Here is a 22525-nt window from a genome sequence, read left to right as displayed (position 1 = left end):
ACGTCCAGACGACGCGGCCCTTGTCAGCCAGCGAGTGCGATCACGCCACGCAGGTCGCGGACGATGCCGGTGATCTCGCCGGTCTCCGGATGCCAACGGGCCAGGGCAGCCGGTTCCAGTCGGAGCAGCACCGCGCCCTCGTTGTCCCAGCCCAGCACGACACAGCAGCCCTTGCCGCGGTCCCGGCCCAGGTCGAGCAGGTGGAGCACGGCGCCGGTCCGCGCGTCGAGCACTGCCGCCCCCTCGGCGCCGTCGGTCTCACTGCTGGTGATCCAGGCTGCCCGAGCCAGCCGCTCGCCGTGCAGCCAGCCCCGGCCGTAGAACTCGTTGACCTGGTAGGGAGACGGCAACGCCGAGCGGTCGATCAGCTGTTCGGAGCGGATCTCACCCTCCCGGGCGGTCCGGCTGCGTAGCTTCAGGCCGGTCCCCTCGCCGTACATGTCGATCAACGGGGCCTCGCGGCCGGCGGCCGGGTCGGGCGCGATCAACTCCCAGGTCGACACGTCGATCGTGCTGGCCGCCCCGGTGACCCGGTCCACCGCATACGTCCGGTCGTCGCCCCCGACCAACACCCGGTCGTGCGCCCACACCACCAGCTCCAGGTAGCCGTCGAGCGGTATCCGGCGGACGGCCGCCGTGGTGAGGTCCACCATGATCAGCTCCTTGGTCTGCGCGAACGCGGCCGACCGGCCGTCCGGCGACAGCACTCCCGGCTTGAGGGCCGCTGCCTCGTTGCCGCTCGCGTCCCGGGTGGGTGCCAGCGTCACCACGTCGAGGCTGCGCACCACGCCGTCGTTGCCGAGCACCCGGACCGGGCCGTCCTCGCGACCCTCCTCGTCCAGCGGCTGGAACAGCGCCAGTGCCCGCTGGACCGGTCGCTCGGAGAGCGGCACCGTCGCCGGGTCGCCGAGCTTGGCCAACGGATCGGGCGGGTAGGTCAGCTCGGCGGGCGGTTTCTGCACCGGAGCACCGTGGGTGGGATCGGTGGTCGGGTTGACCGTCGGGCCGACCGGAGGGGCCGGCGTCGGGTCGGCGGGCGGTCGCAGTGCCGCCACCATGCCGCCACCGACCAGCAACACGGCCAAGGCGACCACTCCGACGGCCCGCCGGGTACGCCGGGTACGCCGAGCCCGCTCCCATCCGGCGGCGGCCGGCTGGCTGGGGAGCACGTCCTCGACGCTGACGGTCAGCAGTTGGCGCAGTTCCTGCTCGTTCACGGGTTCACCTCCAAGCCGCGGGCCAGATCGGCCGAGCCTTGGCTCGGTCGGGCGTCGCGGGCGAGGTCCGGGGCGACCTCGCGGAGTCGGCGCAGCGCCGCGTGGCACTGGCTCTTCACGGTGCCGACGGTCACCCCGAGCGCCTCGGCGGTGGCGACCTCGGTCAGGTCCTCGTAGTAGCGCAACACCAGCACGGCCCGCTGCCGTGGTGGCAGCAGGCCCAGCGCGTCGTGCATCGTCAGCCGTAACGCGCCGTCACGGTCGTGGGCCACCTGGTCCGGCGGTGCGGCACTGAGCCATTCCCGCCGCCGGCGACGCCACCACGACACCGAGTCCCGGTAGAGGATGGCGCGCACGTACGCGGAGGGGTCGCCGTCGCGGACCGAGGACCAGCGCAGCGCCAGCTTCAGCAGCGCGTCCTGGAGGAGGTCTTCGGCCTGATGCCGGTTGCCGCAGATCAGGTAGGCCGCGCGGAGCAGCCGGTGCTGGTGGTTCTCCACGAAGGCGAGGTAGCCGTCGCGTCCGTCGTCCCTCGTCGGCGCCATCCGCCCCCCTCCCGGCCGTCGCGGTGTACGCGTCATCTGGCAGACGCACGGGAGGTGGGAAAAGGTTGGGTCAGCTCGGTGGCGTTCCGGTCAGATAGCGCTGGAGGGTCGGCGCGATCCAGGCGACCAGCTCTTCCGGCGCAGTGTCCACCATGGGCGGCAGGCGGACGATGTACCGGGTGAAGGCGAGGCCGAGGACCTGACTGGCCACCAGGCCGGCCCGGCGGGCAGTCAGCGCCGGGTCGGTGCCGAACGTGGCCACGGCGGCGGTGAGCTGGTCGGCGAAGATGCCGCGCATGCGTTCGGCAGCGCCGGGGTTGGTGCTGGCGGCCCGCAGCAGCGCCACCAGGGTCTCGTCGCCCTCCCAGCGGGCGAGGAAGTGCCGGACCAGCACCTCACCGAGTTGAGCGGGCGGCACCGAGGTCAGGTCGGGCAGGCGTAGGTCGAACTCGGCCGCCGCCGCGAAAAGCCCCTCCTTGCTGCCGTAGTAGCGCATCACCATCGACGGGTCGATCTGGGCGTCGGCGGCGATGGCCCGGATAGTGGCGCGCTCGTAGCCGTCGGCCGCGAACCGTTCCCGGGCCGCTCGCAGGATCGCCGCCCGGGTGGCGTCGGAGCGGCGGGGCTGGGTCGACTGCGCGGACGGCGTCATGCCAACGACCGTAGGCCAACGGATGTTGACATGCAATCGAGCGGGCCCTAGCGTTGCCAACAAGTGTTTGCCAACAACCGTTGGCAACGATTGCCTGGAGGTGGCCATGCTGCCCACGAGCACCGACGTCCTGGTGGTGGGCGCCGGCCCCACCGGTCTCGCCACCGCGTTGACGCTGGCCCGGCGCGGGGTCGAGGTGACTGTGCTGGACCGGTTGGCCGCGCCGCCCACGACCTCCCGCGCCGCCGTCGTGCACGCGTACACCCTGGAGGTGCTGGACCGGATCGACGTCGCGGCGCCGCTGATCGCCCAGGCGGTGCGGACGCCGCGTTTCACTGTGCGCGACCGGGACCGGGTGCTGCTGTCGGTGCCGTTCCACGAGTTGCCGTCCCGCTTCCCCTACGCGCTGCTGGTCTCGCAGGCGGTCACCGAGGCCGTGCTCACCGAGAAGTTGGCCGAACTCGGTGTCCAGGTACGGCGGTCGTGCCAGCTCACCGGGCTGAGCCGCGCCGGTGACGGCATGCTCGCGCAGGTCGACGACGAGGCGCTGCGGGCCCGGTTCGTGGTTGGTGCGGACGGCCTGCACAGCACGGTCCGGCGGCTCGCCGGCATCGGCTTCACCGGCGGCAGCGACGAGGAGTCCTTCGTGCTCGCCGACGTGCGGGTGCGCAGCGTGCTGCCCCGCGACGAGGCGGCGATCTTCCTCGCCCGATCCGGGCCGCTGGTCTGGGCTCCACTGCCCGGCGGGGTGGTCCGGTTGGTCGCCGCCGTGGCGAGCGCCCCGGCCGAACCGGATGCGGCCTACCTCCAGGCGCTGCTCGACGAGCGCGGCCCGGCGCGACGACCCGACCAGGTGACCGAGGTGCTCTGGGGCTCCCGGTTCCGGGTGCACCACCGGATCGCCGACACCTTCCGAGCCGGGCCGGTGCTGCTGGCCGGCGACGCCGGGCACGTGCACAGCCCGGCCGGCGGGCAGGGCATGAACCTCGGCATCTGCGACGCTGTCGCGCTCGGCACCGCCGTGGCGGACGTGCTCGACGGCGGCCCGGAGACGCTGCTCGACGACTACACCGCCCGGCAGCGGCCGATGGCCGAGGACGTGCTGAGCTTCGCCGCCGGGCTGACCAGGTTGGCCGGCGTCTCCCCGGCTCGTCGGCCCGCCCGGGACATGTTGCTCCGGCTGCTCGGTGCCGTTCCACCGGCCCGTCGGCGCATCGCGCTGCGCCTGTCCGGGCTGTCGCACCGGGAGCCGACTCCGGGCTAGCCCGCGCGGCTCAACACAGCGGTCGCGGCCGGTCGCAGTGTCCGCCACGCGGCGAGGGTGACCAGCGCGAACGTCCCCGCCGCCGCGCCCGCCACCGGCACCGTGCCGTACGCCGCAGCGGCCAACCCGGCGAGCGCCGCCCCGAGCGGTGCGGTGAGCAGACCGACCATCCGCTGGGCCGCGCCGACCCGGCCCAGCAGTTCGCTCGGCACCTGCCGCTGCCCGTACGACGCCCACAGGCTGTTCCACACCACAGTGCCGGAGGCGAAGACGGCCAGCGCGATCCCGCCCGACACCGGATGCCGAGCCAGCGCGAAGCCGGTCAGCGCCACGGTCTCCACGGCCAGCACCACACGCAGCGCCGGCACCGTGCCGAGCCGGGCCGCGAGCCGCCCGGCCCCGAGCGCCCCCGTCACACCCCCGACGATGGCGGTGGCGGTGAACAGCCCGTACCCGGCCGGCGGCACCCGCAGCACGTCCAGCGCGTAGAGCACCAGCACCGCCATGATTCCGCTGATCGCCAAGTTGCTCGCGGCGGTGAGCACTGTGACCCGCCACAGGGTCCGGTGCGCCCGCAGCCAACGCAGCCCTTCGGCGATCTCGCTCCACACCGAGCCGCGCCGCCGCGCAGTCCCCGGGGTGATGGCGGCAGGCGGGCTGAGGGCCAGCACGAGCAGGGCAGCCGCCGCGAAGGTGACGGCGTCGACGGCGAACGGGAGGGCCGGGGCGACGGCGAACAGGAGACCGGCGGCGGGCGCTCCGATGAAGCCACCAGCCACGGCGGACCCCGCCTGGAGCCGGCCGTTCGCCCGGGGCAGCGCGTCCGGCGGCACCACCGCGGGGAGCAGCGCGAACGAGGCGGAGTCGAAGAGAGTGCCCAACGTGGCGAGCAGAAACGCCGCCACCAGCAGCACCAGGACACTGACCCGGTTGAGCGCGACCACCACGGCCAGCGTTGCCACCACGGCCGCGCGTACACCGTCGACCACTGCCATCGTCCGACGGCGGTCCCACCGGTCCGCGTACACGCCGCCGAGCAGGCCGAAGAGCAGCGGCGGCAACTGCCCGGCGACGGTGACCGCCGCGATGATTCGCGGATCGCGGGTCACGGTCGCGGCCAGCAGGGCCAGTGCCGGGGTACGCAGCGCGTCCCCGAACCGGGACGAGACGGCTGCGGACCACAGGAGCTGGAAGTCCCGGCCCAGAGCGGAGGAAGTCATGCCGGCGACCGTGCCGGTTCGACCGGGTCGAGGGTCAAGCCGTCGGGCAGAAGGGGACCGCGCCTGTCGGTGATCATGGGTACGGTGAGCGCCGGCATCGGGACCGGGGAGACATCAGGCGTGGATCACACTTTCCAGGTCGACCTACGTGGCGTGGTTGACCTGCTCAGTCATCACCTCTACGGCAGCCCGCGGGTCTACGTCCGCGAGCTGCTCCAGAACGCGGTGGACGCGATCACCGCCCGACGCGGGACCGAGCCGGACGCGCCGGCGCTGGTACGCATCGAACCCCCGGACAGCACCGGCGACGGCACGCTACGGGTGCACGACACCGGCATCGGCCTGACCGAGGCGCAGGTGCACGAGCTGCTGGCCACCATCGGCCGCAGCTCGAAGCGCGACGAGCTTGGTTTCTCCCGGCACGAGTTCCTCGGCCAGTTCGGCATCGGTCTGCTCTCCTGCTTCCTGGTGGCCGACGAGATCCAGGTGCTCACCCGGCACGGCGACAACCCCACGGTTCGCTGGACCGGGTACGCCGACGGCCGGTACGCGGTGACGGTGGCGCCGCCGGAGGCCGCCCGCGCCGAGCCGGGCACCACAGTCACGCTAATGCCCCGCCGCGACGCGGACCAGTGGTTCACCACCGCGACCGTCACCGACCTGGCCCGGCTCTTCGGCGCACTGCTGCCGGTCACCGTCCGCGTCGGCGACGTCGTCACCACCACCGGGGAGCCGCCCTGGCCGACCACGCCGGGTGCGCCACTGGACCGAGCGGCGCTGATCCGGTACGCCCGGGAGACGCTCGGCGTGGACCCGTTCGACGTCGTGGCGCTGGCCGTGCCGGAGGCCGGGCTGACCGGTGTCGCCGTCATCCTGCCGACGCCGGTGAACCCGGCGGCCCGGGCCGGGCATCGCGTCTACCTCAAGCGGATGCTGCTCACCGAGAACGCCGACGGGCTGCTGCCCGAGTGGGCGTTCTTCGCGCACTGTGTGGTGGACGCGACCGAGCTGCGCCCGACCGCCAGCCGGGAGGCCCTCTACGAGGACACCCTGCTGACGGCGACCCGGGAGGCGCTCGGCGACCAGGTGCGCGGCTGGCTGGTCCGGTTGGCCCGGCACGACCCGCATCGGCTGGCCGAGTTCCTCCAGGTGCACCACCTCGGCGTGAAGGCCCTGGCGTTGCACGACGACGAGATGCTCCGGCTGGTCGACCGGTGGTGGCCAATGGACACCAACGTCGGCACGCTCACCCTCGCCGAGTTTCGCGAACGCTACGGCGTGCTCCGCTACGCGGCGAGCCTGGACGAGTTCCGTCAGCTCGCCGCGGTCGCCGCCGCGCAGGACCTGGCGGTGGTCAACGCCGGCTACACGTACGACACCGAGCTGATCGAGCGGCTGCCGGTGGTGGACCGCTCGGTGCTGATCGAGCGGCTGGAGCCGAGCGACCTCACCACCCGGTTCGACGCGCTCGACCCGCAGGTGGAGTTGGCGCTGCGACCGTTCCTCGCGGCGGCGCAGCGGGCCGTCGAGCGTTCCGGCTGCGAGGTGGTCATCCGGGCGTACGACCCGGTCTCGCTGCCTGCGCTCTACCTGGTCAGCCGGTCGGCGGCGTTCAACGACCAGCTCGCCGCCAGCCGGGACCGGGCCGACGAGCTGTGGGGTGGAGTGCTCGACGCGCTCGCCGCCACCGCCCCGCCGGACCGTCCGCAGTTGGTGCTCAACCACCGCAACCCGCTCGTACGACGGGTGACCATGCTGAGCGACCCGGAGCTGGTCGGTCTGGCCATCGAGGCGCTGTACGGGCAGGCGCTGCTGCTCGGCCACCATCCGATCCGCGCGGCCGACGCCGCGCTGCTGAACGATTCCTTCCTCGGCCTGCTCGGCCGGGCTGTCCCGGGACGGGAGTGAGCATGAGCGACGAGGATCTGTGGCGGGTGCTGCGCGGCATCTCCGAAATGCCGTACGGGGCGGGGCAGATCGCCGCGCTGGAGCAGTTGCTGCGCCGGGTGGACGCCGCCGACGACCGGCACCTCGCGTTCGTCACCCGGATGCAGGCCACCACCGGCTACATCTACGGCGGTGAGCCGGCCAAGTCCTTCGTGACCTTCTCCTGGTGTCTGTCCGAGTTCGACCGGGACCCGCAGCCCTACCATCAGCGCCACCTGCACCAACTGCTGTGGCACTTCAAGTACATGGCGTCCGGCCTGCTGAAGTTCCCCGAGGTGCCACTGGACCGCACGTACGCGGTGCTGGACGACATGGAGCGGCGTTACCGGGCCGGCGGGCACAGCCTTCAGGCCGTGCACAAGCACCGGTTCCGGGTTGCCGAGCACGTGGGCGACGTCGAGGCCGCCGCGCACTGGTACCGGCTCTGGCAGACCACTCCTCGCGACGAACTCTCCGACTGCGCCGGCTGTGATCCGACGAGCCAGGTGAGCTACCTCGCCGACACCGGCCGGGACGCCGAGGCGGTGGCGCTGGCTGAGCCGGTGCTCGCCGGTCGGCTCACCTGCACCGAGCAGCCGCAGGCGATCCTCACCGCGCTGCTCCTGCCGTACCTGCGCACCGGGCGGGCCGAGGAGGCGCGGGACGCGCACCGGGAGGCGTACCGCCGGCTGCGTGGCAACCTCGCGGACTTGTGGGACATCGCGGACCACGTCGAGTTCTGCACGCTGACCGGCAACGAGGCGCGGGCGGTCGAGCTGGTCGAGCGGCACCTGGACTGGCTGGACCGGCCGCCGTCGCCGGCCGCCGCCATGCACTTCGCGGCGGCGGCCTCCGCAGCGCTGCGTCAGGCCGGCCCGTCGACCGTGTACCGCCGGGCCGCCGAGGGCCGGCCGGCCGCCGAGGTGTCGGCGGCGTCGTTGGCGGACGAACTGGCCGAGACCGCGGCCGGTCTGGCCGCCCGCTTCGACGCCCGTAACGGCACGAGTCAGCAGTCCGAGTGGATCGCTCGTCGGCTGGCAGTGCAGGCCAGCGGGGAGCATGTGCCGCTGTCGGCGAGCGTCCGTCGCCGCCCGGCCCGCCCGACCCGTCCGGTCGCGGACGAGCCGGGCACACCAGCGTCGTCCACCGAGCGAGCCGAGCGAGTGCGCAGCGGTAAGGGTGAACGACCTGCCGTGACCGTGCCCGCCGACGCCGGCCCGGACGATCTGCTGAACCTCGCGGAGCAGAGCTGGGGCCGGCACGACCGGGCCACCTTCCGGGCGGCGCTGGTCGCCTTCGACGACCGGTTCGGCTCCGCCGAGCTGCCCGCCCGCACGTCAGCGCACCGGCTGGCCCTGCGCGCGTCGGAGCGTGGCGACGAGGACGACATCGATGGTGCGATCAAGCTGAATCGGGCGGCGTTGGAGCTGTACCGGGAGGCGGGCGAGGAGGTGGCCGCCCAGGCGGTCGCCGGGCGGCTCGGCGTGCTGTTGACCCGCTCCGACGAGGAAACCGAGGAAGGCCTGCTGCTGGTCCGGGAGGCGGCCGAGGTCCTGGACCGGCTCGGCGACGCCGCGCAGCGGGCGGCCGGACACGACCGCGTGGCGTTGGTGCTGCTGCACCGCGAGCGCTGGGCGGACGCGCTCGCCGCGCTCGACCGGGTACCTGCCGACGCGGGCGGCGATCGGCACCTGGCGGCCCGGATCGCACTGCACCGGGGGCACCTGCTGGAGCAGTTGGACCGCGTCGACGAGGCCCGCGCCGCCGTCGACGAGGCACGTCGGATCGGCCGGGAGTTGGGTGTCGGCGAGGTGGTCACGGGCGCCGGCCTGGCGTACGCGCGGCTGGTCGACGATCCGGCGGACGCCGTGGCCGCCTGCGACGAGGCGTTGGAGGCGGCACCGGCGGACGCGGAGCTGCCGGTCCGGGTCGCCCGCGCCCGCGCGTTGCTGGCGGCCGGCCGGGCCCCGGACGCGGTGGACGACTTCGTCGAGGCGGTGACGCTGTGCGTGGAGCGGGGCGCCGAGGGGGACGCGTTCCTGCGGTGGGAGCTGGCGAACGCGTACCGGATGGTGGGCCGGCTCGCCGAGGCCGCCGAGGTCGCCGAGGAGGCCGTGCTCGGTCTGGATCGGCTCGGCGCCCAGGCCGAGGCCGACCGCTGCCGGCACCTGCTGGCCGGCGTCTACGCCGGACTTGGTGAGATCGATCCCGCGTTGGCCCTGTTGGAGCAGTTGGCCAGCAACCTGGACGGACCGGACAACCTTCCGCACCGGGCGCAGGTGCTGGAGGAGGCCGGCGGAATCCTCTACGACGCCGACCGGGACGCGGCGGCGGGAGAGCGGTTCGCCGCCGCGGCTGAGGCCTACCGGCTCGGTGACCTGCCGCTGGACGAGCTGCGTGCTCGCCGACGGGAGGCGTACGCCTGGCTCTGGGCCGACGACCGGGACGCGGCGTTGCGCGCCGTCGAGGTGGTGGACGGGTTGGCGGCGAAGCTGGGCGGGCAGGCCGATCCGCCGGTGCTGTACGAGCTGGCCCTGGCGGCCGAGGTCGGAGCGCGGGTGCTCACCGGCGAGAACCGACTGGACGAGGCGCTGGGCCGGCTCACCGGGGTGCCGGACGGGTTGCGGTCGATCGAGGCGTTCGGCGAGGCCGCCCAGGTGGAGGCCCTGATCGGTGAGTTGCTGCTGCGCCTGGACCGCCCGGCCGAGGCGGAGCCGCTGCTGCGCCGCGTGCTCGGTGGGTTGCCGGCCGCCTCGCGGCAGGTCCGCCAGACGGCCTGGCTGCTGGCTCGGGTGCTGGATCTGCTCGATCGGCCCACGGAAGCCGCGGCGTTGCGCGCGGAGCACGACCTGGACGAGGACGACTGACCTCGCAGGCCGCCCCTGGCCAGCTCAGGGGCGGCCTGGCCCGGGGAGGACGAAACTGACCGGCAACCATCGCGGGCTCCTCGCGGTCTAGGCTTGCCCGGTGACGGTGGAGCAGCAGGCACGGGGTGCGGCGGGTGCGGGCCGGCGCAGGTCCCGCAAGGACGAGATCCTGGAGATCGCGGTAGGTCTGTTCGCGGCGCGTGGCTATCACGGCGTGTCGATGGACGACATCGGCGCGGCCGCCGGAGTCACCGGTCCGGCGCTCTACCACCACTTCGCCGGCAAGGAAGCCATGCTGGCCGCCGCGCTGATTCCGGTCAGTGAGGGGTTGCTGGCCGGTGGGCGGGAACGCGCCGCCGGGCGCTCGGACGACCCGCGCGGCGTGCTGGAGTCGCTGATCGACTTCCACGTCGAGTTCGCGCTGGCCAACCCGGCGGTGATCGCGTTGCACCTGCACGAGCTGGACCGCCTGCCCGAGGAGCCGCGGCGCCGGATTCGTCGCCTGCAACGCCTCTACGTCGAGGAGTGGGTGACAGTGCTCACCGCGCTGCACCCGGGAATGCCCGACGGTGAGGCGCGGGTGCTCGCGCACGCCGCGTTCGGCCTGATGAACTCGACGCCGTTCCTCGGTGGTGAGGTGGACCGGCGACGCCGCGCCGAGCTGCTGCGCGGCGCGACCCTGGCCGCGCTGCTCGCCTGAGGCGACTCGTCAGAACCGCACCGGTCATGATTCCCTGACATCGTCCCACCATCCGGACGCCGGGAGGAAACATGATCGAGTCACTGCTGGTCGCCAATCGGGGCGAGATCGCCCGCCGGATCATCCGGACCGCCAAGCGGCTCGGCATCCGCGTGATCGCGGTGCACTCGGAGGCCGACGCCGACCTGCCGTTCGTGGCGGAGGCGGACGAGGCGGTCCTCATCGGCCCACCGAACCCGGCGCTGAGCTACCGCAACACCGAGGCGATCCTCGCCGCCGCGAAGTCGACGGGCGCGCAGGCGATCCACCCCGGGTACGGCTTCCTGTCGGAGAACGCCGATTTCGCCCGTACCGTCGAGGCGAGCGGCCTGGTCTGGGTCGGACCCGACGCGGACGCGATCACCGCGATGGGCGACAAGATCAACGCCCGGAACCTGATGGCGGCGGCCGGTGTTCCGGTCGCGCCGGGTACCACCGACCCGGCCGCCGACCTGGACGCGGCGGTGACGGCCGCGGCCGAGATCGGCTACCCGGTGATGGTCAAGGCCGCCGCCGGCGGTGGCGGCATGGGCATGGGCGTGGCGGTCGACGAGGCCGGGCTGCGCACCGAGTACGACAAGGTGCGCGCGTTCGCCGAGCGGATGTTCGGCGACGGTTCGGTGCTGATCGAGCGGTACTTTCCCCGGGTACGGCACGTCGAGGTGCAGATCCTCGGCCTGGCCGATGGTCGGGTGGTGGCGCTCGGCGAGCGGGAGTGCTCGGTGCAGCGGCGCAACCAGAAGCTGGTCGAGGAGTCCCCGTCGCCGGCGGTCTCGCCGGAGCTGCGATCCCGGCTGCTGGCGGCGGCGGTGCGAGCCGGCGAGGCGGTCGGCTACCGCAACGCGGGCACGGTGGAGTGTCTGCTCGACCCCACCACCGGCGAGTTCTTCTTTCTGGAGATGAACACCCGGTTGCAGGTCGAGCACCCGGTCACCGAGTACGTCTACGGCATCGACCTGGTCGAGGAGCAGCTGCGGGTGGCCTCCGGGTTGGCGCCGACGTTCGACCCGGACGCGTTGACCCCGGGTGGCCACGCCATCGAGATGCGGATCAACGCGGAGGACCCGAAGCGCTTCCTGCCCGGCCCCGGTGTGATCAGGACGTGGGTCGAGCCGACGGGCGAGGGTGTCCGGGTGGACTCCGGCTACACCGAGGGCAACACGGTCACCCCGTTCTACGACAGCCTGCTGGCCAAGCTGATCGTCAGCGGCGCGACCCGCGACGAGGCGCTCGATCGCGCGAAGGCAGCCGTCGCGGCCTTTCAGATCGAGGGTCCGAAGAACAACGTCCCCTTCTTCGCCGAGTTGCTGACCAACGAGGAGTTCCTCTCCGGCGCCTACGACACCGGCATCGTCTCCCGCATGCGTTGACCGGCCAGGCCGTCGACCGTCGACCGTCGTCCGGCGGCGAGGCAAGACTGGTTCGCGCGCCCTTTGCTCTGCTTACCTATATGCGACAGCGAGTGTCCGGATGACGGACAGTAACCGTCGCACATAGGGCAGCAGAGCAAAGCGGCCGACACACTGTCCCGATCCGACGTCACAGCGAGGTGACCGATGAGTCAACTGCCAGATTCCGTCTCGATCCGCGAGGTTGGGCCGCGGGACGGGTTGCAGAACGAGGACCCGATCCCGATCGACGCCAAGGTGCGGCTGCTCGATGCCCTCTCCGGCACCGGCGTACGCCGAATCGAGGCGGTGTCGTTCGTGCACCCCAAGGCGATTCCGCAGATGGCCGACGCCGACGAGGTGTGGCAGCGGGCGGTGAAGGCCGACGGGGTGCGGTACTCCGCGCTGGTGCCGAACACCCGGGGCGCCCAGCGGGCCCTCGCCGCCGGATTCACCGAGATCGAGGTGGTGGTCTCGGCCAGCGACACGCACAACCGGCGCAACGTCAACCGGTCCACCGACGAGTCGCTGGACGACATCGCCGCGCTGATCGACCTGCTGCACGGTGCGTCGGCACGGGTCGAGGTGATTGTGGCGACCAGCTTCGGCTGCCCGTACGAGGGGGACATCGACCCGCAGCGGGTGGCCGGGATCGTGGACCGGGTCGTCCGCGACGGCGCGGACCGGGTCGCGTTCGGCGACACCACCGGCATGGGCACCCCACGTCGGGTCCGCGAGCTGCTGACCGCGGTACGTGACCGCAACGCGCACGTGCCGGTCCTGCTGCACTTCCACAACACCCGGGGTACGGCGCTGGCCAACCTGCTGACCGCGCTGGAGCTGGGGGTGACCGAGTTCGACGCCAGCGTCGGTGGCCTCGGTGGCTGCCCGTACGCGCCGGGAGCGAGCGGCAACCTGGCCACCGAGGAGGCCGTGCACATGCTGCACGACATGGGCATCGACACCGGCATCGACCTGCCGGCGCTCATCGAGGTGGCGGAGTTGGCCGAGGAGTTGCTCGGCAAGAAGCTGCCGTCCGGTGTGCTGCGAGCCGGCCCGCGTACCCGGCTGACGCCGCTGCCGAGCTGAGGACGCGACGAAAGGGGCCGGCACGCGCGCCGGCCCCTTCCACGTGCCCGGTCGATCAGTTCACTGAGGTGAGCACGCTCGGCCAGCTGTCGCGGAAGATGTCCGCGCTGCGGTCGGTGGCGCTGAACGTGCCGGCGAAGAGGTTGCTCACCCGGCTCGCCTCGGCGGAGCTCGGGTAGGCGTTGGTGCAGCTGGTGCCGGCGCTGCCGCCGGACATCAGCAGCGAGCAGTTGCCGTTGTAGTTGTCCGGCAGGCCGAGGATGTGCCCGATCTCGTGGGTCATGATCCGCAGCACGCTGTACTGGGCGGCCTGCTGGGTGTCGATGTAGACCCGGCCGTTGCCGAGGCTGGTCCGTTGGGCGTACGAGCCGCCGCCGGTGATCCGGTAGATGCGCAGGTTGGAGCCGCAGTTGGCGGAGAGGGTCAGGTTGACGGTGGCGTTGTTCCAGATCGAGGCGGCCTGGTTGGCGACGCTGGCGTAGCTTCCCGCCTGGCTGGTGTTGTAGCAGATGGTCATGGCGGCGGACGCGGGCGCCGGGTTGGCGACCGTGATGCCGAGGGTGGCGAGTGTCGTCGCGAGCAACGCGACAGCGAGCCGATTGAGTCGTGAGGTCATCGCTGACTCCGATCTGGGAGGAGGGGTGCCAGGAGCCTAGCGATTTGTATTCACGTTTTTCAATGTCTTGCTCTCGGCTTCGCTGTCTGGTTCGCTCGTAGGTCGCCGACAACCGCGCCGATGCGCTAGCCTAACGATCGTTCAGGTCAGCATGGCGGAGGAGTCGGCGTGACGCTCGACGGTGAGGCACTGGAGCAGCTGCGCAAGCGGGCCCGGTCCGGCGGCGCGGACAAGTACCACGCGGCCAACGCGGCCAAGGGCAAGCTCTTCGCCCGTGAACGGGTCGCGCTCCTGGTCGACGAGGGCTCGTTCGTCGAGGACGGCCTCTACGCCAACGCGCTCGCCGAGGGGTTGCCAGCCGACGGTGTGGTGACCGGCACCGCCACGATCGACGGCCGTCAGGTCTGCCTGATGGCCAACGACTCCACCGTCAAGGCCGGCAGCTGGGGCGCCCGCACCGTCGAGAAGATCATCAGGATCATCGAGCGGGCGTACGGCGCCGGCGTGCCGATGGTCTACCTGGTCGACTCGGCCGGCGCCCGGATCACCGACCAGGTCGATCTCTTCCCCGGTCGGCGTGGCGCCGGCAAGATCTTCTGGAACCAGGTCCGCGCCTCGGGCTCGATCCCACAGGTCTGCGCGCTGTTCGGCCCGAGCGCCGCCGGTGGGGCGTACATCCCCGCTTTCTGCGACGTGGTGGCGCTGGTCGACGGCAACGCCAGCATGTATCTGGGCTCCGACCGGATGGTCGAGATGGTCACCGGCGAGAAGACCACCCTGGAGGCGATGGGCGGGGCGAAGGTGCACACCGCCGAATCCGGCGTGGGGCACTTCCTCTGCAAGACCGAGGCCGACGCGCTCGACGTCGTGAAGACCTACCTGTCGTATCTGCCGGCGAACTGGACGCAGGCGCCGCCGGCCGCACCGGCGGTCGCCGCGTCCGCGAAGGCCGACCTGGCCGCGTTGGTACCGGCCAGTGAGCGGCAGGCGTTCGACATGCGGCGGTACGTCAAGGGCCTGCTCGACGAGGGTTCGTTCTTCGAGATCCAGGCGCTCTGGGCCAAGGAGTTGACCATCGGCTTCGGCCGTCTCGACGGTCAGGTCGTCGGCGTGGTCGGCAACAACTCGATGTTCAAGGGCGGCGTGCTCTTCGTCGACTCGGCCGACAAGGCCACCCGGTTCGTGCAGCTCTGCGACGCGTTCAACGTGCCGCTGCTGTTCCTCAGCGACGTGCCCGGCTTCATGGTCGGCAGCGCGGTGGAGAAGCAGGGCATCATCCGGCACGGCGCCAAGATGATCACCGCGATCTCCGAGGCGACCGTTCCGAAGATCTGCGTGGTGGTCCGCAAGGCGTACGGCGCCGGTCTCTACGCGATGGCCGGCCCCGGGTTCGAGCCGGACGCCACGATCGCGCTGCCGACCGCGAAGATCGCCGTGATGGGCGCCGAGGCTGCCGTGAACGCGGTCTATGCCAACAAGATCGCCGCCATTGCGGACGAGGACGAGCGGGCGGCCTTCGTCGCCGCCAAGCGGGCCGAGTACGAGCAGGACATCGACGTCGTCCGGCTGGCCAGCGAGCTGGTGGTCGACGCCATCGTCGAGCCGCACGACCTGCGCACCGAGCTGGTCCGTCGATTCGCGGCGGCGCGTACCAAGGACCGGCACTTCTCCCGCCGTCGGCACGGCGTCACCCCGGTCTGATCATCGACTCAGGCCCGCACAGCGACCCGCCTCCGGCGTCACGAGCGCCGAGGCGGACCGTCCTTACAGGAGGATGAGATGGACTTCCGGCTCACCGACGAACAAGCGGCGCTGCGCGAGAGCGTGCGGGAGTTCGCCCGCGAGGTGATCGCCCCGGTCATCGCCGAGCACTACGAGCAGCACACCTTCCCGTACGAGGTGATCCGGCAGATGGGCAAGATGGGCCTGTTCGGTCTGCCCTTCGCCGAGGAGCACGGCGGCATGGGCGGCGACTACTTCGCGCTCTGCCTGGCCCTGGAGGAGCTGGCCCGGGTCGACTCCAGCGTGGCCATCACGTTGGAAGCGGCGGTCTCGCTGGGCGCGATGCCGATCTACCGCTTCGGCACCGAGGAGCAGAAGGCGACCTGGCTGCCCCGGCTGCTCAGCGGCGAGGCGCTGGCCGGCTTCGGTCTCACCGAGCCGGGCACCGGCTCCGACGCCGCCGGCACGCAGACCCGGGCGGTGCTGGACGGCGACGAATGGGTGATCAACGGGTCGAAGGCGTTCATCACCAACTCGGGAACCGACATCACGGCCATGGTCACGGTCACCGCGGTGACCGGCACGAACCCGGACGGCTCCAAGGAGTTGTCGACGATCATCGTGCCGACCGGCACGCCCGGGTTCACCGTCGCGCCCGGTTACTCCAAGGTGGGCTGGACCGCCTCGGACACCCACGAGCTGACCTTCGACGACTGCCGGGTGCCGGCCGCCAACCTGCTCGGCGCCCGGGGTCGGGGTTTCGCGCAGTTCCTGCGGATCCTCGACGAGGGCCGGATCGCCATCGCCGCGCTCGCCGTCGGCCTCGCGCAGGGCTGCGTCGACGAGTCGATCAAGTACGCGAAGGAGCGGCACGCCTTCGGTCGGGCGATCGGCACCAACCAGGCCATCCAATTCAAGATCGCCGACATGGAGCTGAAGGCACACACCGCTCGCCTGGCGTACTACGACGCCGCTGCGCGGATGCTGGCCGGCGAGCAGTTCAAGCGGCAGGCCGCCATCGCCAAACTGCACGCCAGCACGATCGCTGTGGACAACGCCCGGGAGGCCACCCAGATCCACGGCGGGTACGGCTTCATGAACGAGTACCCGGTGGCCCGGTTCTGGCGGGACTCCAAGATCCTGGAGATCGGCGAGGGCACCAGTGAGGTGCAGCGCATGATCATCGCTCGGGATCTGGGTCTCTGAGTGGCCCAGCCGAACTGATCGGCCGGTCGTCCCGGACGGACTGTCCGTACGGCTGTCGGGTTTCGGCGAGCGGGCGTCAGTAGCCCGACGTTCGACTGCCGATGGTCGGAGTCCATCCGTACTCTTCGTGCCCATGACTCCGGATCATGACTGGTCGCGGAGCCCGGCTGGACGTACCACTCTGCCGGAGCTGCTCCGCGGGCATCGACGCACCGCCGGCCTCACCCAGGCCGAGCTGGCGTCCCGGGCCGGGGTGGGTGTGCGGACGGTGCGTGATCTGGAGCGTGGCCGGTCGATCCGGCCACAACGCACCACTGTCGAGCTGCTCGCCGGGGCGCTGGCGCTGACCGGCACCAGTCGGGCGGCGTTCCTGGCAGCGGCACGCGGCGCCGGTGCCGAACCGGCCTCGCCGGACGCCACCTCGACGACGTTCGCGGTCGGCGGCAACGCCACGTCGGTGGCCGCACCCGCCGACCCGCCGGTCGCGCTCCCGCCGCCGGTCGCGTTGATCGGCCGGGAGCGTGACCTCACCGAGCTGGCCGGAATGCTGACCGCGGAGCGAGGACCCCGGTTGGTGAGCCTCGTCGGGTTGGCCGGCGTCGGCAAGACCGCCCTGGCGACGTCGGTGGCGCACCTGGTGGCCGCCGCTCACCCGGCCGGTGTCGCCGGGGTGCTGGTGGGCGAGGGCGCGGACGGTCCGGACGTACTCGCCGCCTCGATGTCCATGCTCGGCGTGGCGCGCCTGTCCGAACTCGTGGCGCTGCTCGCCGGGCGGCCGACGCTGCTGGTGATGGACGCGGTGGAACGCGCCCCGGGCCCGGTGGCCGCGACCCTGCACCGGTTGCTCGGCGCACTGCCCTCGCTGCGGGTGCTGGTCACCGGGCGGCATCCGGTCGGGTTGCCCGGTGAGCGGGTCTGGCCGGTCGCGCCGCTGGACGTGCCACCACCGGAGGCCGAGCACTCCGGGCTCGAATCGTGGCCGGCTGTCGCGTTGTTCACCGCCCGGCTCGCTCAGGTCCGCCGCGAGCCACCCACTCCCGCTGAGCTGCCTGCGCTCGCCGCGTTGGTGCGCCGGCTGGGCGGGCTGCCGTTGGCCATCGAGCTGATGGCCGCCCGGGGCCGTCTCCTCGACCTCACCGAACTGCTCGACCGCTACGGCGACAGGGTGCTCGACCTGGCCACTCCCCCCGACGCCTCCGCCCACCCGGCCTGGAACGCGCCGGAGGCGCTCAGCAGCCGGACGAGCGGACCCGACGCCCGTGCGGCGGTCTCGGTCGCCGTCACCCTGCGGGATGCGGTGGCGTTCAGCTACCGCCTGTTGGCGTCGGACGAACAGGCCGCGCTGCGGCAGCTGGCCGTCTTCGGTAACCGGTGGTCGGTCGAGTTGGCGGAGGAGATGCTCGCCGACGAGGCCGACCGGGACGGCACGGTGGCGATCGACCCGGTTCCACTGTTGGACCGCTTCGTCGAGTTGGGGCTGCTGAGCGTACGCGGAACCGGGTCGTTCCGGTTCCGGCTGCTCGACGCGGTCCGTGACTACGCAGTCGAGCAGGCGGCCGGTGCGGGTGAGCTGACCTGCATCCGGCGTCGGCACGCGGAAGTCATCGCGCGCCTGGTGGCCCGTACCGCCACCGACCTGATCGGCCCACGGTTACCCGATGCGGTGCACCGGCTGGACGAGATGAGCAGTGACATCAGCTCGTCGTTGGCCCATGCGGCTACCGACGACCCGTTGACCGCGCTGCGGCTGGCGGCCTGCCTGACCCGGTGGTGGCGGTTCCGTGGACGCGACGTCGTCGGGCGGCAGTGGTTGCGGCGGTTGCTGGCGGACCCGCGAACCGCCGACGCCGATCCTCTTCTGCGTGGCTGGGCCGCCCTCGGGGTCGCCCGGCTGGCGGCGGAGCACGGCGCGGGCGCCGAGGAGTTGTCGACGGCCCGTGCGGCGTTGGACACCTTCCGGCAGGCCGGCGACGTCACCGGGGAGTTGGAGGCGCGAAACGTTCTCGGCACCCTGCTGATCTCCGTCGGGCGGCAGGACGAGGCTCGCGAGCAGGCCGAGGCGCTGCTGCGGTTGGCGGCCCGCAACGGGCGGACCCGGGACCTGGCGGTGGCCCAGAACAGCCTCGCCTGGCACGAGATCCGCGTGGGCGATCTGGCCGCGGCCCGCCGCCGGCTCGCCGCGGTGGACCGACTCGCCGCCGAGAGTGGGGAGCAGCGACTGCGGGTGCTGGGCTGGGCCAATCGCGCCGAGGTCGCCCGACTGGAGGGCTGGTACGCGGACGCCATCGACCGTGGCCGGAGGGCGATCGCGGCCCTGTCCGAGCTGGGTGATCCCGGGCGTCGCCGTCGGGTGCTCGGGACCGTCGGGCTGGCGCTCGCCCAGGACGGGCGGGTGGGGGAGGCGAGCGAGGTGCTGACCGAGTTGCGCGCCGGGGGCGTGGAGGCGCTGCCGGCGCGGCCGAGCGTGCCGCGACCGCGCTCGGACGACGCGGCGTTGGCCTGGGGTGGGCCGGAGGCCGGGCTCTGTGCGCTGATCGAGGGGAACCTGGCGCTGCACCGGGGCGACCGGGAGTTGGCTGCCGAGTGGTTCGCGGCCGCCGCCGACCATGCGGGGCAGGATCGCCGCGACGTGGTGGAGGCGCTGGTCGGGCTGGCTGCGAGCACTGCGGACCCGTCGGTGCTCGATCGACTGGACCGGGTCTGTGCGGAGGGCGGCATCCAGCTGTTGCCGCAGGAGTCGGGCCTGCTCTACGCGCTGATCGCCGCCCGAGGCGGACCGGCTCAGTAGCGCTCTCCTCAAGCGGATCGCGACGGGAGAGTGGCGCGGGCGAAGAGCCCCCTTGGTGCTGCCCCTCGCTGATCGCCCGCGCCGTCACCCCCCGGTGATCCCCGGTGCAGGAAGCCTGCCACCGGTGCGATGGCAGAAAGTCGGCTTGGACCGAATCCTCCAGCTTGGCCGGGTCAGTTCTGCCGGTCTTTCTGCCTCTGCCGCCGCCCGACGGCGGGTGCTGATCAGTGCCGTCGGGTGGCGTTGTCGGTGGCGGCGACCTGCTCCGGGCTGACGTCGTCACTGCCAGCGGTGGCGCACGGATGCGCGGCGTCGCGGACCCGCCGCAACCCGTCCAGGAGGGCCGCCAGCGCCTCGGGGCCGAGTTGCCCGGTGAACCACTGCTCGATCATCTGCAGATGCCCGGGCAGCGTCTCGTTCAGGCGTTGCATCCCGGCGGCGGTGACCACCGCGTACGAGCTGCGTCGGTCGTTCGGGCAGGCCCGGCGGGTGAGCAACCCGTCGCGCTCCATCCGGTCCACCACACGGGTCACTCCGCTGGTCGACAGGGAGGTCTGTGCGGCGAGGTCGGTCATGCGTAGTTGGTTGCCCGGCGAGCGGGCCAGTCGGGTGATGACCTCGAACTCGACCGCGGAGAGGCCGTGCTCCTCGAGTTGGGCGTTGAACCGGGCGGACAGCCCGGCGTGTGCCTCGAAGAGCAGGCCGACGGCGGTGATCCGGGGATCGTCGAAGACGTTGGTCACCCGTTCATCATACCAGTGCTTGACACAGGGAATATTGCTGCGGTTATAGTTGCTCAGGCAGTCGTTGGGCTACTAAACAATCCCCTGGAGGACAGCAGCATGACCAGCAGCATCGAGACGGTTACCCGCGACTGGGACGGCCTCACCATCCCGGCGGCCGGCACCTACGCGCTCGACGTGGCGCACAAGCGGGTCGGCTTCGTTGCCCGGCACATGATGGTGAGCAAGGTTCGCGGTGAGTTCAACGACGCGACCGCCACCATCACCGTCGCCGAGGACCCGCTGCAGTCGTCGGTCGTCGCCACCATTCAGGCCGCCAGCGTCGACACCACCCAGGCCGACCGGGACGCGCACCTGCGCAGCCCCGAGTTCCTGGACGCCGAGAAGTTCCCGACGCTCGAGTTCCGCAGCACCGGGGTCAAGTCCCGTCGTGGCAGCGAGTTCGTGCTCACCGGTGAGCTGACCATCAAGGACGTCACCCGCCCGGTCGAGCTGGAGGTGGAGTTCGAGGGTGTCGGCCGCAGCCCGTTCGGCCAGGACATCTTCGGCTTCTCTGCCAGCACCGAGATCGACCGCGAGGAGTTCGGCCTGACCTGGAACGTCGCCCTGGAGACCGGGGGAGTGTTGGTCAGCCGCAAGATCAAGATCGAGATCGAGGGCGAGGCCGTCCGCCAGGCCTGATCCCCGGGGATCGCCGGAGGGCAGGGGAACCCTCCCGGCGATCCGGTATGCAGGGCCCGCGCCGCACTTCGGCGCGGGCCCTGCATCGTTCTCACTGGTGGTAATTGTCACGGGTTGTTCGCACCGCAATCGGGTCCGGCCGGTCGACGACGGGGTACAGATGGCGCCACGAGCGCGTCCGCCCGGTCGACGTCGGATCACCGCCGCCGGCCCTCTGGCCCCGGTCAGGTGGGCGCTCTTACCGTGGATGCTTCACAAAGCGCTTCCGGGACGGCAGGATCCCGACCGCGCCGGCCGTCGGGAGGACACATGGGCAGGGACGTCTCAGAGGGCGCCTTCACCCGGGATGATCGCGTCCGATATCGGCAGAAGGTGCGGCGGTGCCTGGACGTCTTCGCCCTGATGCTGGACGACTTCGGCTTCGACGCCGACCGGCCGATGACCGGCCTGGAGATCGAACTCAACCTGGTCGACTCGGCCGCCGAGCCGGCGATGCGCAACGAGGAGATCCTCGCCGACATCGCGGATCCCCTCTTCCAGACCGAGTTGGGGCAGTTCAACCTGGAACTCAACGCGGAGCCCCGACTGATCGAGGGCACCGGCTTCGCCGACTACGAGCACGACCTGCGCGGCAGCCTCTCCCGGGCCGACGAGCGCGCCGCCAGGTCCGACGCGAAGATCGTCCTGGTCGGCATCCTGCCCACCCTCACCGAGGGGCACCTGGTCGAGGACAACCTCTCCACCAACGAGCGTTACCGGGTGCTCAACGACCAGATCGTCGGCGCCCGGGGCGAGGACATCGAGCTGGACATTCGCGGCGTCGAGCAGTTGCGCACGCACACCGACTCGATCGCCCCCGAGGCCGCCTGCACGAGCCTCCAGTTCCACCTCCAGGTCGCGCCGGACAGCTTCGCCGACTACTGGAACGCGTCCCAGGCCATCGCCGGGGTGCAGGTGGCGGTCGGGGCGAACAGCCCCTTCCTGTACGGCCGCCAACTGTGGGCCGAGACGCGGATCGCCCTGTTCCAGCAGGCCACCGACACCCGCCCGGACGAGCTGAAGGCCCAGGGCGTACGGCCGCGGGTGTGGTTCGGCGAACGGTGGATCACCTCGATCTTCGACCTGTTCGAGGAGAACGTCCGGTACTTCCCGCCGCTGCTGCCGATCTGCGAGGACGAGGACCCGGTGGAGGTCCTGCACGCCGGCGGTGTGCCACAGCTCGGGGAACTGCGGTTGCACAACGGCACCGTCTACCGGTGGAACCGCCCGGTCTACGACATCATGAACGGCCGCCCCCACCTGCGGGTGGAGAACCGGGTGCTGCCGGCTGGTCCGACGGTGGTGGACATGCTGGCCAACGCGGCCTTCTACTTCGGGCTGGTACGCGGTCTGGCCGAGGCCGACCGACCGATCTGGAGTCAACTCACCTTCAGCTCCGCCGAGGAGAACTTCCACGCCGCCGCCCGACGTGGCCTCGACGCCGTGCTGCACTGGCCCGGGCTCGGCGACATGCCGGTCACCAAGCTGGTCCTGGACCAACTGCTGCCCACCGCCGCCACCGGCCTGGACGGGTTCGGTGTCGCCCCGGCGCAGCGGGACCGGCTGCTCGGCATCATCGAGCAGCGCTGCCGTACCGGCCGCAACGGCGCCGCCTGGCAGACCGAGGCGGTCTGGGCGGCGGAGCGACGCCACGGCATGGACCGGACGGCCGCGCTGCACCACATGGTCCAGCGCTACGCCGAACTCCAGCGCACCAACCAACCCGTCCACACCTGGCCAACCACCTGAACCACACGCCCCGAACGCGTGCCGCTTGGCCTCAAGGGGTGCGGTGGGCGGTCAGTCGGTGGTGGGGCGGGTGG

The 22525-nt window shown here is 71.8% G+C and carries 17 protein-coding genes; 11 read left to right on the top strand and 6 right to left on the bottom strand.

Going from position 1 to position 22525, the window contains the following annotated elements; translation table 11 throughout:
* Positions 1-23 precede the first annotated feature (23 nt).
* From DLJ58_RS20100 to DLJ58_RS20090, 3 genes are all read right to left on the bottom strand, one after another.
* Positions 24-1217, bottom strand: a complete 1194-nt coding sequence (locus DLJ58_RS20100) for a hypothetical protein (RefSeq protein WP_124858566.1) — start codon at positions 1215-1217, stop codon at positions 24-26.
* Positions 1214-1762 (bottom strand): SigE family RNA polymerase sigma factor, encoded by a 549-nt coding sequence (locus DLJ58_RS20095; protein ID WP_124858565.1) that lies wholly within the window; start codon positions 1760-1762, stop codon positions 1214-1216. Before DLJ58_RS20095 ends, DLJ58_RS20100 begins: the two co-directional genes overlap by 4 nt.
* A 70-nt stretch (positions 1763-1832) precedes the next feature.
* A complete protein-coding gene (locus DLJ58_RS20090; protein ID WP_124858564.1) occupies positions 1833-2414 on the bottom strand; it encodes a TetR/AcrR family transcriptional regulator in 582 nt (193 codons plus the stop codon).
* Between the two features lie 106 nt (positions 2415-2520).
* Here DLJ58_RS20090 and DLJ58_RS20085 point away from each other — a divergent pair, with 106 nt between their 5' ends.
* Positions 2521-3678 carry an FAD-dependent oxidoreductase gene (locus tag DLJ58_RS20085; protein WP_124858563.1) on the top strand — a complete coding sequence of 386 codons (1158 nt, stop codon included), beginning with the start codon at positions 2521-2523 and terminating at the stop codon, positions 3676-3678.
* Here DLJ58_RS20085 and DLJ58_RS20080 read toward each other — a convergent pair.
* The gene (locus DLJ58_RS20080; protein ID WP_124858562.1) at positions 3675-4898 is read right to left on the bottom strand and encodes an MFS transporter; all 1224 of its coding nucleotides are present in this window, start codon (positions 4896-4898) and stop codon (positions 3675-3677) included. The two genes, DLJ58_RS20085 and DLJ58_RS20080, sit on opposite strands and share 4 nt — an antisense overlap.
* Positions 4899-5018: 120 nt before the next feature.
* On the opposite strand from DLJ58_RS20080, the gene DLJ58_RS20075 reads away from it, so the two are divergent.
* The 5 genes from DLJ58_RS20075 (at position 5019) to DLJ58_RS20055 (ending at position 12907) form a co-directional block, all read left to right on the top strand.
* Positions 5019-6806: an HSP90 family protein gene (locus DLJ58_RS20075; RefSeq protein ID WP_124858561.1), complete on the top strand. Its 1788-nt coding sequence runs from the start codon at positions 5019-5021 to the stop codon at positions 6804-6806.
* A 2-nt stretch (positions 6807-6808) separates the two neighbouring features.
* Positions 6809-9691: a hypothetical protein gene (locus DLJ58_RS20070; protein WP_124858560.1), complete on the top strand. Its 2883-nt coding sequence runs from the start codon at positions 6809-6811 to the stop codon at positions 9689-9691.
* A gap of 100 nt (positions 9692-9791) precedes the next feature.
* Positions 9792-10391 carry a TetR/AcrR family transcriptional regulator gene (locus tag DLJ58_RS20065; protein ID WP_030331931.1) on the top strand — a complete coding sequence of 200 codons (600 nt, stop codon included), beginning with the start codon at positions 9792-9794 and terminating at the stop codon, positions 10389-10391.
* A 71-nt stretch (positions 10392-10462) separates the two neighbouring features.
* Positions 10463-11800, top strand: coding sequence for an acetyl-CoA carboxylase biotin carboxylase subunit (locus DLJ58_RS20060; RefSeq protein ID WP_124858559.1), 1338 nt, complete (start codon positions 10463-10465; stop codon positions 11798-11800).
* 186 nt (positions 11801-11986) lie between these two features.
* Positions 11987-12907, top strand: coding sequence for a hydroxymethylglutaryl-CoA lyase (locus DLJ58_RS20055; RefSeq protein WP_124858558.1), 921 nt, complete (start codon positions 11987-11989; stop codon positions 12905-12907).
* A gap of 55 nt (positions 12908-12962) precedes the next feature.
* On the opposite strand, the gene DLJ58_RS20050 is transcribed toward DLJ58_RS20055, so the two are convergent.
* Complete coding sequence (locus DLJ58_RS20050; protein WP_124858557.1) at positions 12963-13523, bottom strand: snapalysin family zinc-dependent metalloprotease; 561 nt, start codon at positions 13521-13523, stop codon at positions 12963-12965.
* A 168-nt stretch (positions 13524-13691) separates the two neighbouring features.
* Between DLJ58_RS20050 and DLJ58_RS20045 the strand changes: the two genes are divergently transcribed.
* From DLJ58_RS20045 to DLJ58_RS20035, 3 genes are all read left to right on the top strand, one after another.
* The gene (locus tag DLJ58_RS20045; RefSeq protein ID WP_124858556.1) at positions 13692-15224 is read left to right on the top strand and encodes an acyl-CoA carboxylase subunit beta; all 1533 of its coding nucleotides are present in this window, start codon (positions 13692-13694) and stop codon (positions 15222-15224) included.
* 78 nt (positions 15225-15302) lie between these two features.
* Positions 15303-16451, top strand: a complete 1149-nt coding sequence (locus DLJ58_RS20040) for an acyl-CoA dehydrogenase family protein (protein WP_124858555.1) — start codon at positions 15303-15305, stop codon at positions 16449-16451.
* A gap of 133 nt (positions 16452-16584) precedes the next feature.
* Positions 16585-19239 carry an ATP-binding protein gene (locus DLJ58_RS20035; protein WP_124858554.1) on the top strand — a complete coding sequence of 885 codons (2655 nt, stop codon included), beginning with the start codon at positions 16585-16587 and terminating at the stop codon, positions 19237-19239.
* A gap of 224 nt (positions 19240-19463) precedes the next feature.
* Here DLJ58_RS20035 and DLJ58_RS20030 read toward each other — a convergent pair whose 3' ends face one another.
* Positions 19464-19982 (bottom strand): MarR family winged helix-turn-helix transcriptional regulator, encoded by a 519-nt coding sequence (locus DLJ58_RS20030; RefSeq protein ID WP_124858553.1) that lies wholly within the window; start codon positions 19980-19982, stop codon positions 19464-19466.
* A 99-nt stretch (positions 19983-20081) separates the two neighbouring features.
* On the opposite strand from DLJ58_RS20030, the gene DLJ58_RS20025 reads away from it, so the two are divergent.
* Both DLJ58_RS20025 and DLJ58_RS20020 read left to right on the top strand, forming a co-directional pair.
* Positions 20082-20663, top strand: a complete 582-nt coding sequence (locus DLJ58_RS20025) for a YceI family protein (protein WP_124858552.1) — start codon at positions 20082-20084, stop codon at positions 20661-20663.
* 309 nt (positions 20664-20972) lie between these two features.
* Positions 20973-22451, top strand: coding sequence for a glutamate-cysteine ligase family protein (locus tag DLJ58_RS20020; protein WP_124858551.1), 1479 nt, complete (start codon positions 20973-20975; stop codon positions 22449-22451).
* Positions 22452-22525 lie beyond the last annotated feature (74 nt).

It is taken from the genome of Micromonospora arida, from assembly GCF_003857035.1.
Taxonomy (GTDB): Bacteria; Actinomycetota; Actinomycetes; order Mycobacteriales; family Micromonosporaceae; genus Micromonospora; species Micromonospora arida.
The sequence above is the reverse complement of the archived record's forward strand: the minus strand, read 5'-3'. Positions and strand labels throughout refer to the sequence as shown.

Coding starts and splice junctions, on each gene's coding strand:
- DLJ58_RS20090 (WP_124858564.1), bottom strand. CDS start 2,414: ATGACGCCGTCCGCGCAGTCGACCCAGCCCCGCCGCTCCGACGCCACC.
- DLJ58_RS20035 (WP_124858554.1), top strand. CDS start 16,585: ATGACTCCGGATCATGACTGGTCGCGGAGCCCGGCTGGACGTACCACT.
- DLJ58_RS20095 (WP_124858565.1), bottom strand. CDS start 1,762: ATGGCGCCGACGAGGGACGACGGACGCGACGGCTACCTCGCCTTCGTG.
- DLJ58_RS20070 (WP_124858560.1), top strand. CDS start 6,809: ATGAGCGACGAGGATCTGTGGCGGGTGCTGCGCGGCATCTCCGAAATG.
- DLJ58_RS20055 (WP_124858558.1), top strand. CDS start 11,987: ATGAGTCAACTGCCAGATTCCGTCTCGATCCGCGAGGTTGGGCCGCGG.
- DLJ58_RS20080 (WP_124858562.1), bottom strand. CDS start 4,898: ATGACTTCCTCCGCTCTGGGCCGGGACTTCCAGCTCCTGTGGTCCGCA.
- DLJ58_RS20060 (WP_124858559.1), top strand. CDS start 10,463: ATGATCGAGTCACTGCTGGTCGCCAATCGGGGCGAGATCGCCCGCCGG.
- DLJ58_RS20085 (WP_124858563.1), top strand. CDS start 2,521: ATGCTGCCCACGAGCACCGACGTCCTGGTGGTGGGCGCCGGCCCCACC.
- DLJ58_RS20040 (WP_124858555.1), top strand. CDS start 15,303: ATGGACTTCCGGCTCACCGACGAACAAGCGGCGCTGCGCGAGAGCGTG.
- DLJ58_RS20020 (WP_124858551.1), top strand. CDS start 20,973: ATGGGCAGGGACGTCTCAGAGGGCGCCTTCACCCGGGATGATCGCGTC.
- DLJ58_RS20025 (WP_124858552.1), top strand. CDS start 20,082: ATGACCAGCAGCATCGAGACGGTTACCCGCGACTGGGACGGCCTCACC.
- DLJ58_RS20050 (WP_124858557.1), bottom strand. CDS start 13,523: ATGACCTCACGACTCAATCGGCTCGCTGTCGCGTTGCTCGCGACGACA.